Genomic DNA, 12,119 nt, shown 5'->3' with positions numbered 1-12,119 from the left:
ATCACTTCGCGAGGGCAGGAAGACAGAGCGGGCGCTTGCCCTTGCCGATGAAGTCGAGGATTTCGGCGATCGCCGGATCTTCGCCTGCAAGCGGCCTGGACGCCTCTAACCGCTCGGCGAATGTGCCGGGGCCATGGAAGAGCTTTTGGTAGAACCCGCGCACCGTCGCCAGTCGCTGCCTGGTGAACTTGCGCCGCTTCATGCCGATCAGGTTGAGACTCTCGAGCACCGCATACTGGCCGTTAACGAGCCCATACGGGATGACATCGTCGCGTACGCCGCAGACCCCGCCGACCATCACGTAGGGGCCGATGCGCGTGAACTGGTGCACTGCGGAGAGGCCGCCGATATAGACGGCGTCGCCGATCTCGCAGTGGCCGCCGAGCGTCGCCGAGGTCGCAAAGATCACGTTGTTGCCGACCATGCAGTCATGGCCCACATGGCTGTTGTTCATGAAGTAGCCGCCGTTGCCGACGCGCGTCAGACCGCCGCCCTTGATGGTGCCGACATTCATCGTCGCGCCTTCGCGGATGACGCAGCCAGAGCCGATCTCGAGCTTCGTCGGCTCGCCCTTGTAGCTGAGATCCTGGGGCGCGCCGCCGAGCACCACGAACGGCGAGATCACGCCGCCGTCCCCGATCGACGTATGGCCGATGACGGTAACATGCCCAATCAGCTTGCAGTTCGCGCCGATCACGACATTCGGGCCGATGATGCAATAGGGCCCGATCTCGGTGCCCTCGCCGATCACGGCGCCGTCCGCGACCCGTGCGGTGGGATCAATCTTGCTCATCAAGCAATCTTACTCTTCAAGAATGTCTGGTTATGCGTTGAAGTCGCTCAGATTTCCGGTGGTTAGCGCGACTATGCCCGATCTGTCCAGTGACGTATCATCTCTGCCGGTTTCAAGTGCCGGATGAGGCGGTCGTCCCGGCTCCTCAACAACTTCATGCGGAGCTTCAGCTTTCATGGTCAGGGCCCTGGCACTTCTGCTCGCACAGCTCGCGGCCGCACCGATCGTGTCCGAGACGGTGAACGCCGCCGCATCGACCTCGCGACATTCGAATGCCGCGACATCAGCCGCAGCACTGTGCTTCAGCGGGTCTGCTACGACCGCGCGCATCACGACCTCGTCGTCGCGACTGGCGGCAGCTATGCGCGCTATTGCGGCGTCGCGGCCGAGACCGCCGACCGTCTCCTGGGCGCGCCATCCATGGGTCAGTTCTTCAACCAAAACATTAAGCGCGAGGCTCCTGGCGGCCGCTACGATTGCGGCGCGTGAGCCCGTCCAGCGAGGACCGCGTGCCGCTCAGTCCGTCAGCATGGCGCCGACGTCGGCCTCCGCGACCACCTGCCCGTTGACCTTGGCATCGCCGTGAAACCACCACATGGCCTTGCGGCGGCCGAGCGAGCGCATGTGATACTCGATGGTATCGCCCGGCAGCACGGGCTTGCGGAATTTGCACTTGTCGATGGTGAGGAAATAGACCGCCCGCGGCTTGTCGGTGCCTTCGACCGACTTGATGCCGATCACGCCCGCGGTCTGCGCCATCGCCTCGATCATCATGACGCCGGGATAGACCGGTCGCTCCGGGAAATGCCCCTGGAAGGCCGGCTCGTTGAAGGTGACGTTCTTGATGCCGATGCCGCTGTAGTCGGCCCGGATGTTGATCACGCGGTCGATCAGCAGCATCGGGAAACGGTGCGGCAGCGTCTGGAGGATGGCATTGATGTCCACCAGCTCGAACTTAACAGGTGATTCCTCCGTCATTCCCGTCCCTCATCCTTCGGATCAGCCCTGCTGTCGCGTACCAAGCGCTCCACCGCGATGATCTCCTTGAACCATTGTTTGGTCGGCTTGGCGAAAAAACCACCCCAGCGTCCGCCCGGCGGGATGTCGTCCTTGACGCCGCTCATCGCGGTCACCTGGGCCCCGTCCCCGATCTTGAGGTGGTTGTTGATGCCAACCTTCGCTCCGAGTGCCACGTTGTCGCCAATGGACAGGCTGCCGGCGAGCCCGATCTGGGCGGCCAGCAGGCAATGCCGGCCGATCGTGACATTGTGACCGATCTGGACCTGATTGTCGATTTTCGTGCCTTCGCCGATCACGGTGTCGCGCAAGCTGCCGCGGTCGATCGTGGTCCCGGCGCCGACCTCGACATCGTTCTGGATCAGCACCCGCCCGGTCTGAGGCACCTTCAGATGACCCTCGGGGCCGAAAAAAATGAAGCCGTAGCCGTCCTGGCCGATCGAGCAGCCGGGATGGATCAGCACGTTGTTGCCGATCAGGGCGCACTGGATCGCGGTGCGCGCGCCGACATTGCAGTCCCGGCCGATCTTGACGCCGGGCCCGATCACCGCCCCGACGCCGACCACCGTGCCGCTGCCGATCTCCACATCCGGGCCGATCACGGCCAGGGGATCGACGATCACGCCGTCCTCGAGCCGGGCCGAGGGATCGATGATCGCCGACGGCGCGATGCCGTCATTGCCGACCCAGGATTGGGGCCTCAGCGCTTCGCCGTGCCATTCCCGCGCGATCCTGACAAAGGCCCGGAACGGCTGCGCCACCCGCAGCACGGCCACGTGCGCGGGCACCTGGGGCTCGAAGCGCGGGCTCACCAGGCAAGCGCCGGCCTTGGTCCCCTTGATCTCGTCGGCGTATTTGAGGTTGTCGAAGAACGCCAGATGCATCGGGCCCGCTTCGTCAAGCGAAGCAAGGCCCGTGATGATGTGGTCGCCCCTGGCGGGATCGACCAGCTGCGCCTTGGCCAGCGTGGCAATGTCAGCCAGCGTTGAGGCAGGCGGCTTTATGAAGAAGGTCGGCTGCGCCATTCCACCCCGTCGCGGTCCGGCTTCGGCATGAAGCGGTCGAGCCGCATCATGCTCCATCTCTTGGATCGGCACGATCCCTTTCGGAAACCGGTTCCAGTGATCCGGATCGTGCCGTGCTGATCGAATTAGAACGTGGTGCCGCCGCCGAACCGGAACTCCTGCGTGCGATCGTACTTGCCCTTGCTGAGCGGCACGGCGTAGTCGAAGCGCAGCGGACCGAACGGCGACTGCCAGATCAGGCCGACACCAACCGACGAGCGGACGACCTTGCTGTCGTCGTAGACGAGGCCGGTACAGGTGCCCGCAGACGACGGATTGATGCTCGAGGGGATGCAGCCCGGTACATTGACTTCGTTGGTCGTGGTCCAGCCGGTCGGTCCCTTATAGTCGTAGAGGCCGCCGGCATCGGCATAGACCGCGCCCTTCAGACCCACTTCCTTCGGCAGGAACCAGAACGGCATCTGCAGTTCGAGCGAAGCGCCCCAGTACTTGGTGCCGCCGAGGGCGTCCTGCGTACCAAAGGGGTTCAAATCGCGCGGGCCGATGCCGTTCGGGGCAAAGCCGCGGACGAGGTTCGAACCCATCTGGAAGTGATCGAGCATGCGCAGATCGCTGCCCATCTTGTTCAGCATGCCGCTCTGCACGCGGACGAGGCCGACGATGTCAGACACCAGCGGAGTATAGTACTTCGCATCGATGACGGACTTCAGGTAGGAGACGTCGCCGCCGACGCCGGCGAAATCCTGACGGAAGTCGACGAGCAGACCGTCGGTGGGGTTCTTGTTGTTGTCCAGCGTGTTGTAGGTCAGCGTATAGCCAAGCGCCGAGGTCAGGGTCTTGCCGTTGGCGAGCTCCCTGCGCACCGGCAGCGAAGCTTCGCCGTCGCTGTAGCAGCCGAGACCGTTGGTCGAGCTGAGATCCGGAACGCCGCCATTGGCATTGACGAAGGCCGGGCTCGGATTGAAGGCCGACGTACCCAGATTGTTGTTACAGTTCGCCAGGTAGTACGGCAGCGTGATTTCCTGCTGGTAGATCGAGTAGCGCAGCTGCAGCGCCAGATCTTCACGCAAGGAGAAGCCGAGGCGCGGCGAGAAGCCGAGCGTCTTGGTGCCGTAGGAGATGTAGCTGTTGGACAGCTGCTGGCGCTGATAGAGGTCGAGGCCAAGCGCGACGCGGTAGTCGAGCAGATACGGCTCGACGAACGACAGCGAGTAACCGCGTGCATATTGGCCGTAGGTCACCGACGCCTTGGCGAACAGACCGCGGCCAAGCAGGTTGCGCTCGGAGATCGAGACTTCGGCCAGCGCGCCGTCGGTGGTGGAGTAACCGCCCGAGATCGAGAAGTCGCCGGTCGATTTCTCTTCCATGTCGACGATCAGGACCACGCGATCGCTCGACGAGCCCGGCTCCGTCGTGATCTTCACGCTCTTGAAGTAGTCGAGGTTCTTCAGGCGCCGCTCGGCACGGTCGACCAGGGCGCGGTTGTAGGCGTCGCCCTCGGAGATGTCGAACTCGCGGCGGATCACGTAATCGCGGGTACGCGTGTTGCCGCGCAGGTTGATGCGCTCGATATAGGTGCGCGGACCTTCGTCGATGTTGAACACGACGGAGACGGTGTGCGCCTCGAAATTGCGGTCGCCGCCGGGCCGGACCACGGCGAAGGCGTAGCCGCGGCGCGAGGCCTCGATCTGCATCTCCTCGACCGACTTCTCGACCGATTCAACGTTGTAGAGCGAGCCGACATTGACGCGCGAATAGGCGCGCATCGACGAGGGATCGAAGTTCGGAATGCTGGAGCGGAAGTCGAGCGCGCCGACGCGGTACTGCGATCCTTCCTCGATCTTGAAGGTGACGTTGAAGCCCTTCTTCTCCGGATCGTATTCGGTGAGCGCGGCCACCACCTGGACGTCGGCGAAACCGTTCTTGAGATAAAAGCGGCGGATCAGGTCGCGGTCGGCTTCGACGCGGTCGGGATCATAGATGTCACCGCTGGCCAGGAAGCTCAGCAGGTTCGATTCGCGGGTCTTGATGACGTCCCTGAGGCGATAGGACGAGAATGCGACATTGCCGACGAACTCGATCGACTTGACGCCGGTCTTGGCGCCCTCCTCGATCGTAAAGATGAGGTCGACGCGGTTGTTCGGCTGCTCGATGACCTCGGGCGTGACGCGCACGTCGTAGCGGCCGGACCGGCGATAGATTTCAGCGATTCGCAGCGTGTCGGACTGCACCATGGCGCGGGAGAAGGTGCCGCGCGCCTTGGACTGGACTTCAGTGGTGAGCTGCTCGTCCTTGATCTTCTTGTTGCCCTCGAAGGCGATCCGGCCGATCACCGGGTTTTCCACCACGGAGACGACGATCTGGCCGCCGCCGCCGCGGTTGATTCTCACGTCCTGGAACAGGCCGGTCTCGATCAAGGCCTTGAGGCCGTCGTCGATGGCGCCTTGATCCAGGCGCCCGCCCGGACCCGGCTTGAAATAGGAGCGGATCGTCTCCACCTCGACCCGGCGATTTCCTTCGACGGAAATCGACTGCACGGTCTGAGCGAGCGCAGACGAAGACACAAAAACAGCCCCGACCGGGGCAATCACCGGCGCGCCGAACATGATCAGGGTTGCGAGCAAGCCCCCCCGGAGTCGCAGTCCAAACTTCATCGCGCAACGCGCCCTTATCATTCCGAGCCAGACCCAACCCCAACGCCGGTCTGGAAGATTCCCCAAGTTCAGGCCGCTTGTAGCCAATTTCACCGACGCCGCAAACGGCCGAAAGCGCCGTAATTTCAATTTCATTCCAAGACGTTGCTCATCAGCAACGCCACAAAAAAGCCTCCATCAAGATGCCGCCATCCGCAGGATGTCGTTATAGGTCGCAAACACCATCAACATCAGCACTAAACCGAGCCCGATTCGGAACCCCATCTCCTGAGTCCGCTCGGACAGGGGTCGGCCGCGGACGACCTCCGCCGCATAGAACATCAGGTGGCCGCCATCGAGCAGCGGGATCGGGAACAGGTTCAGCAGGCCGATCGACACCGACAGCACCGCGCACAAATTGATCACGAACTGGAACCCGGCGCTGGCCGCCTGCCCCGACATCTTCGCGATGCCCAGAACCCCGCTGACCTCGTTCGGATTGCCGTTTCCGACGAACAGAGAGCCCAGGAACTTGAAGGTGCTGGTGATGATGAACCAGACCTGCTCAACCCCGATCTTGAGCGCCTCGCCGATGCCCACCGGGGCGGTCGAGGCCTCGCCGGCCTGAGATTTATGCTCCACACCGAGCACACCGAGACGGTGGCTGTTGCCGAACGGATCCTTGCGCTCGAGCAGCGCCGGCGTTGCGGTCAGCGAGACGATGGCGCCGTCCCGCTTCACCTGGAAGGCAAGCGCCGAACCCGCATTCATCGCAACGATTCGCTGCATGTCGGCAAAGCTTTCGATCGGCTTGCCGTCGATCTGGACGACGACGTCCCCGATCTTGAAGCCGGCCGCAGCCGCGGCGCCATCGGCGACGACGCCATCGACCCGCGCGATCGTGCTCGGCTTGCCGTAATACAGCGCCATGCCCGCGAAGATCAGCGCGCCCAGGATGAAATTGGCGATCGGTCCGGCCGCGACGATGGCGGCGCGCGGGCCGACCTTCTTGTGGTGGAAGCTGCCGGCGCGCTCCTCGGTCGTCATGGCCGCGAGCGTCTGGGCCGAGGGGGTCGAGGCCTCGCTCTCGTCGCCGAAGAACTTGACGTAGCCGCCGAGCGGGATGGCCGAGATCTTCCAGCGGGTGCCGTGGCGGTCATTGAAACCTACCAGCTCAGGTCCGAAACCGAGCGAGAAGGTCAACACGCGAACGCCCGCCCAGCGCGCGACCAGGAAATGGCCGAGTTCGTGGAAGAACACGACGATCGTCAGGACGAACAGGAAGGGAACCGCGTAGCCGAGGAGCCCATGGCTCAACGTATTGAAACTATGGACAAAAAAGTCGATCATCGAATTCCCTCATCCAGCGCCGCAAGGCCCTGGCCCCGAACCATCTAGGATGCCTTTAAGGCAATTTGAGGCAATAGGGCGGCAGCTCTATTTCGAGCAACATGGTCAACAGAGATTGCATCATCGGCCGACGTCAGGGGCGCCTGGTTCCCGCTGCGGATCCAGTCATCCAATGTTGCCTCCACCAGCCGGGCAATCGCGCCGAACCGGATCTTGCCGGCAATGAAGGCGGCGACCGCGACCTCATTGGCCGCGTTGTAGACGGTGGTCGCCCCCTTCCCGGTCCGGAGCGAATCGAAAGCCAGCCGTAATCCGGGGAAGCGCTCGAAGTCCGGTGCCTCGAAGGTCAGCTGGCCAATCTTGGCGAGGTCCAGCTTGGCCGCCGGCCCCTTGATCCGGTCGGGCCAGCCGAGGCAATGCGCAATCGGCGTGCGCATGTCGGGCGCGCCGAGCTGGGCCATCACCGAACGGTCGGAGAACTCGACCATGCCGTGGATGATCGACTGCGGATGCACGAGGACGTCGATCTCGTCAGGCGACAGCGCGAACAAATAGGACGCCTCGATCACCTCGAGCCCCTTGTTCATCATCGACGCGGAATCGATCGTGATCTTCTGGCCCATGCTCCAGTTCGGGTGCTTCAGAGCCTGCTCGAGCGTCGCCTGCTCGATGTCAGCCGGCTTCCAGGTGCGGAACGGGCCGCCCGAGGCGGTGATGATGACACGGACGAGTTCATCCCGATTGCCCGAAGCAAGCGCCTGAAACAGCGCATTGTGCTCGGAATCGGCCGGCAGGATGCAGGCGCCGGCCTTGGCCGCACGCTGCATGAAGAAATCGCCGGCGCAGACCAGACATTCCTTGTTGGCCAACGCCACATGCGCGCCGCGATCGACCGCCGCCAGCGCCGGTTTCAATCCGGCAGCGCCGCTCACGGCCGCCATCACCCAATCGGCCGGACGCGCGCCGGCCTCGATCACCGCGCTCTCGCCGGCGCCGCATTCGGTGCTGGTCCCGGCGAGCGCGGCCTTGAGCTCGGCGAGCTTGGAGGTGTCGGCGATCGCGACGAAGCGCGCGGAAAATTCCTTCGCGAGCTTTGCCAGCGCTTCGACATTGCCGTTCGCCGTCAGCGCCTCGACGCGATAGCGCTCGGGCGAAGCGCGCAGCAGATCCATCGTGCTGTCGCCGATCGAGCCGGTAGCGCCGAGAACTGTGACGCTGCGGACGCTGGACGCCGCAGCCTTGTTATTACGCAATGGGACCGCGCTCATATCCTCACCAAACCATAAGACCGCTTCCGGCGCTATGCACACCATGGCGGAGAAAGCCGATAATCCATGCCGCCAGGATGGCGGCGACAAAACCGTCCAGGCGGTCCATAAGCCCGCCATGGCCGGGAATTAAGTGACTGGAATCCTTGACACCGAAGCGCCGCTTGACCGCGGATTCGAACAGATCGCCCAATGCCGACACCACCGAAAGGATGGCGCTGACCAGCAGCAATGGCCCCATCTTTCCGAACCCGCAAGCCGCAAACCCCACCGCAACCAGAAGGCTTGCGACGAAGCCGCCCAGCGCCCCGGACCAGGTCTTCTTCGGGCTGACGCGCGGCCAGAGCTTCGGCCCGCCGATGCTGCGACCGGCAAAATAGCCGCCGATATCGGTCGCCCACACCACCAGCAGCACGAACATCAGCGCGGAGAAGCCGTTGACGAGATCCTTTCGCACCAGAATCGAGGCCAGCAGCGCTGCCGCTGCATAAGCAAAGCCCGTCGCAGCCCAGATGAACTTGCCGCGCGCGATCAGCGTCACGATCGCGCCGCCGACGAGGCCGACGATGACGGAGGTCTTGAGCCCGCCAAAAGCGACCGCAGCCCCCATCATCGCGATGACGATCGTCCCTGCCCCGGTCAGCGCCGCCGAGCCCGCGCCCACCACCGTCAGCCATTCCGCGAACAGCCCGATCGACACCAGGGTGACGAGCAGCGCCCACAACCAGCCGCCGGCATAAGCGACCGCGATGGTCAGCGGCGCCAGCACCAGCGCTGCGAGGACCCGCATCACCAGATTGCTCGGGGCAGGCTTGGCGCCCGCCGGTGCGGCGTCTTGTTCGCTCACGAGGCGGTTTTCGCGACCAGGCCGCCGAAACGGCGCTCGCGCCTGGCGAATTCGGCGATCGCGCTTTCCAGCGCCGCCTTGTCGAAATCGGGCCAGTGGATCGGCACGAACACGAGCTCGCTATAGGCCGCCTGCCACATCAGGAAATTGGATAGGCGCTGCTCGCCGCTGGTGCGGATGATGAGATCGGGATCGGGAATGTCGGGCGCATCGAGATGCGCTCCCAGCGTCTCGGCGTCGATCGTATCGGGATTGCGCTTGCCCTCGGCGACCTCGCGCGCGAGCTTCTGCGCCGCCTTCGCGATCTCCTGCCGCGAGCCGTAATTGAAGGCGACGACGAGCGTGAGGCGCGTGTTGTCACGCGTCAGCTCCTCGGCCTCGTTGAGCAGCGCGCAGATGTCGCTCTCGAGCCCATCGCGTTCGCCGATGATGCGGACCTTGACGCCGTCGCGATGCAGGCTGGCAAGATCATTGCGGATGAAGCGGCGGAGCAGGCCGAAGAGATCGCCGATCTCGCTCGCCGGCCGCGACCAGTTCTCCGACGAGAACGAGAAGATGGTGAGGTAGCGGATGCCGAGCTCGTGCGAGGCACGCACGACGCGGCGCAGAGCCTCGACGCCGCGGCGATGCCCCTCCGCACGCGGCAAACCGCGCGCGGCCGCCCAGCGCCCATTGCCATCCATGATGATAGCGACGTGCGCGGGCGCCTCGGACCGGTCGGGTCCTTCCGTTGCGGGCGCGGCGGCGTTGGACATTGAAGGTGGCCTTAAACGGTGAGGATTTCTTTTTCCTTGGCGGCCAGCAACTGGTCGATTTCCGTGATCGTACCGTCGGTCGCCTTCTGCACCTCGTCGGCGTGGCGCTTCTGGTCGTCCTCGGACATCTCGTGGTTCTTCTCGAGCTTCTTGAGAACGTCGAGGCCATCGCGGCGGACGTGGCGCGCGGCAACCTTGGCGGCCTCCGCATATTTATGCGCGACCTTCACCAGTTCCTTGCGCCGTTCCTCGTTCAGCTCGGGGATGCGCAGGCGCAGCACCTGGCCTTCGGTCGCGGGCGACAGGCCGAGGTTGGAATCGACGATCGCCTTCTCCACCGCCTTGACCATCGACTTGTCCCAGACCTGCACCGAGATCAGGCGTGGCTCCGGCACGCTGACGGTGGCGAGCTGGTTGAGCGGCATGTGGCTGCCATAGGCGTCGACCTGCACCGGATCGAGCATCGAGGCGGAAGCGCGCCCCGTCCGCAGGCCGCCGAGCTCGTGCTTGAGGGACTGGACGGCGCCCTGCATGCGGCGCTTCACTTCGTTGAGGTCGAAAGTACCCGTGGACATCACGTTTCTCCTTCAAGATCCCAGCGACCGCTCCCGCGACCTTCCCTGAAGGCGCGCGACAGATGAGCGGTCAGCCGGCGACAATGGTTCCGTGGCCGACGCCACGTAGAATCGCGCCGATCGAACCCGGCTCCGCGATCGAGAATACGATGATAGGCAGAGACGTCTCGCGGGCAAGCGCGAAGGCGGTCGCATCCATCACCTTGTAGCCGCCCTCGATCGCCTGCGAATGGGTCAGCCGGTCAAACCGCGTGGCTGCCGGATCCTTCTTCGGATCGGCCGAGTAGACGCCGTCGACATTGGTGGCCTTCAGAACCGCCTGGGCGCCGATCTCGGCGGCGCGCAGCACCGCGGTCGTATCGGTGGTGAAGAACGGATTGCCGGTCCCGCCGCCAAGCAGCACGATCCGGCCCTCGGCGAGATATTTGTGCGCCGCAGTGCGGGTGAACAGCTCGGAAATCTCGGGCATCACGAAGGCCGACAGCGTGCGCGCCGGCGTGCCCTTGCGCTCGATCGCCGCTTCCAGCGCGAGGCAGTTCATCATGGTGGCGAGCATGCCCATGGTGTCGCCGGTCGGGCGCGACACACCGCGGGCGGAGACCTCGACGCCGCGCACGATATTGCCACCGCCGATCACGACCGCGACCTCGGTGCCGAGCTTGCGGGCCGCAATCAGGTCGTCCGCAACCCGGTCGACGGTCGGCTGATCGATGCCAAAGCCTTGCTGTCCCGCGAGATATTCGCCGGACAGCTTGATCACGACGCGACGATAGACCGGATCAGACATGAGCACTTTCCTTGTCCGGGCGCCGCTTCCGGCGGCACGCCGGAAGGAGGTGTTCCGGCGCTTACTTCTTGCCGCTGGCCGCAGCGACCTCGGCCGCGAAGTCGCTTTCCTGCTTCTCGATTCCCTCACCAAGAGCATAGCGCACAAAGCCGGCGATCTTCAGCGCCCCGCCGACCTTGCCCTCGGCTTCCTTCAACGCCTGCGCCACCGACTTGCCGGTGTCGTGGATGAAGGCCTGTTCGAGCAGGCAGACTTCCTTGTAGTAGGTCTTGAGGCCGGACTCGACGATCTTCTCGATCACGTTCTCGGGCTTGCCCTGCTGGCGATATTTGTCGGCGAGCACGTCCTTCTCGCGCTTGACGACCGCCGGATCGAGGCCGGACGGATCGAGCGCCAGCGGGTTCGCGGCGGCAACGTGCATCGCGATCTGGCGGCCGAGCGTTGCGAGCTCGTCGGCCTTGCCGGGCGATTCCAGCGCTACGATCACGCCCATCTTGCCGGCGCCCTCGACGACCGCGCCGTGGACGTAGTTCGACACCACGCCCTGGCTCACTTCGAGCGAAGCTGCGCGGCGCAGCGTCATGTTCTCGCCGATGGTGGCGATCGCGTCATTGATGGCGGCTTCGACCGTGACGTCGCCGACCTTGGCGGCCTTGATCTTCTCGACATCGGAGCCGGCGTCGAATGCGACCTGGGCGACCATCTTGACCAGGCCCTGGAACTGGCCGTTACGCGCGACGAAGTCGGTTTCGGAGTTGACCTCGACCACGACACCCTTGGTGCCCTTGGTCAGGGCGCCGATCAGGCCCTCGGCCGCGACGCGGCCCGACTTCTTGGCAGCCTTGGACAGGCCCTTCTTGCGCAGCCAATCCTGCGCCGCTTCCATGTTACCGTCGTTTTCGGTCAGCGCGGCCTTGCAGTCCATCATGCCCGCGCCGGTCGACTCGCGCAGGTCCTTGACCATCGCAGCTGTGATCGTTGCCATCGTTGAAAATCCTTTGTGCCTGCTGGTTCGCCGCGGCGTGGCATCGAAGCGCCCCGCCGCGGTCCATCTCAGGGATTCGCGTCA

At 64.3% G+C, this 12,119-nt stretch carries 12 protein-coding genes; 1 reads left to right on the top strand and 11 read right to left on the bottom strand.

What is annotated here, in order from left to right:
• Position 1 precedes the first annotated feature (1 nt).
• Entirely contained in the window at positions 2-793 is a 792-nt protein-coding gene (gene lpxA / locus CIT37_RS19460; RefSeq protein ID WP_028141524.1) for an acyl-ACP--UDP-N-acetylglucosamine O-acyltransferase, read from the bottom strand.
• 123 nt (positions 794-916) lie between these two features.
• Between lpxA and CIT37_RS19455 the strand changes: the two genes are divergently transcribed.
• A complete protein-coding gene (locus CIT37_RS19455; protein WP_414645286.1) occupies positions 917-1,282 on the top strand; it encodes a KTSC domain-containing protein in 366 nt (121 codons plus the stop codon).
• Between the two features lie 27 nt (positions 1,283-1,309).
• Here the strand turns inward: CIT37_RS19455 and fabZ are convergent, their stop codons facing one another.
• From fabZ to tsf, 10 genes are all read right to left on the bottom strand, one after another.
• Entirely contained in the window at positions 1,310-1,771 is a 462-nt protein-coding gene (gene fabZ / locus CIT37_RS19450; RefSeq protein WP_028141522.1) for a 3-hydroxyacyl-ACP dehydratase FabZ, read from the bottom strand.
• Positions 1,768-2,835 (bottom strand): UDP-3-O-(3-hydroxymyristoyl)glucosamine N-acyltransferase, encoded by a 1,068-nt coding sequence (gene lpxD / locus CIT37_RS19445; protein WP_095424071.1) that lies wholly within the window; start codon positions 2,833-2,835, stop codon positions 1,768-1,770. Before lpxD ends, fabZ begins: the two co-directional genes overlap by 4 nt.
• A 125-nt stretch (positions 2,836-2,960) precedes the next feature.
• Entirely contained in the window at positions 2,961-5,489 is a 2,529-nt protein-coding gene (bamA, locus tag CIT37_RS19440) for an outer membrane protein assembly factor BamA (RefSeq protein WP_028141520.1), read from the bottom strand.
• Between the two features lie 177 nt (positions 5,490-5,666).
• On the bottom strand, positions 5,667-6,818 hold the full coding sequence (rseP, locus tag CIT37_RS19435) for an RIP metalloprotease RseP (RefSeq protein ID WP_038949774.1): 1,152 nt from the start codon (positions 6,816-6,818) through the stop codon (positions 5,667-5,669).
• Positions 6,819-6,862: 44 nt separating this feature from the next.
• Positions 6,863-8,086 carry a 1-deoxy-D-xylulose-5-phosphate reductoisomerase gene (dxr, locus tag CIT37_RS19430; RefSeq protein ID WP_038971459.1) on the bottom strand — a complete coding sequence of 408 codons (1,224 nt, stop codon included), beginning with the start codon at positions 8,084-8,086 and terminating at the stop codon, positions 6,863-6,865.
• Positions 8,087-8,090: 4 nt separating this feature from the next.
• On the bottom strand, positions 8,091-8,933 hold the full coding sequence (locus CIT37_RS19425) for a phosphatidate cytidylyltransferase (RefSeq protein ID WP_038949772.1): 843 nt from the start codon (positions 8,931-8,933) through the stop codon (positions 8,091-8,093).
• Positions 8,930-9,688 (bottom strand): isoprenyl transferase, encoded by a 759-nt coding sequence (locus tag CIT37_RS19420; RefSeq protein WP_095424070.1) that lies wholly within the window; start codon positions 9,686-9,688, stop codon positions 8,930-8,932. The genes CIT37_RS19425 and CIT37_RS19420 overlap by 4 nt, the downstream gene beginning before the upstream one ends.
• Positions 9,689-9,699: 11 nt before the next feature.
• Positions 9,700-10,263, bottom strand: a complete 564-nt coding sequence (gene frr / locus CIT37_RS19415; protein WP_028141515.1) for a ribosome recycling factor — start codon at positions 10,261-10,263, stop codon at positions 9,700-9,702.
• Positions 10,264-10,333: 70 nt separating this feature from the next.
• Positions 10,334-11,050, bottom strand: a complete 717-nt coding sequence (gene pyrH / locus CIT37_RS19410; protein WP_028141514.1) for a UMP kinase — start codon at positions 11,048-11,050, stop codon at positions 10,334-10,336.
• Positions 11,051-11,111: 61 nt separating this feature from the next.
• A complete protein-coding gene (tsf, locus tag CIT37_RS19405) occupies positions 11,112-12,035 on the bottom strand; it encodes a translation elongation factor Ts (protein ID WP_095424069.1) in 924 nt (307 codons plus the stop codon).
• Between the last annotated feature and the right edge of the window lie 84 nt (positions 12,036-12,119).

The organism is Bradyrhizobium ottawaense (assembly GCF_002278135.3).
GTDB classification, from domain to species: domain Bacteria; phylum Pseudomonadota; class Alphaproteobacteria; order Rhizobiales; family Xanthobacteraceae; genus Bradyrhizobium; species Bradyrhizobium ottawaense.
The sequence above is the reverse complement of the archived record's forward strand: the minus strand, read 5'-3'. Positions and strand labels throughout refer to the sequence as shown.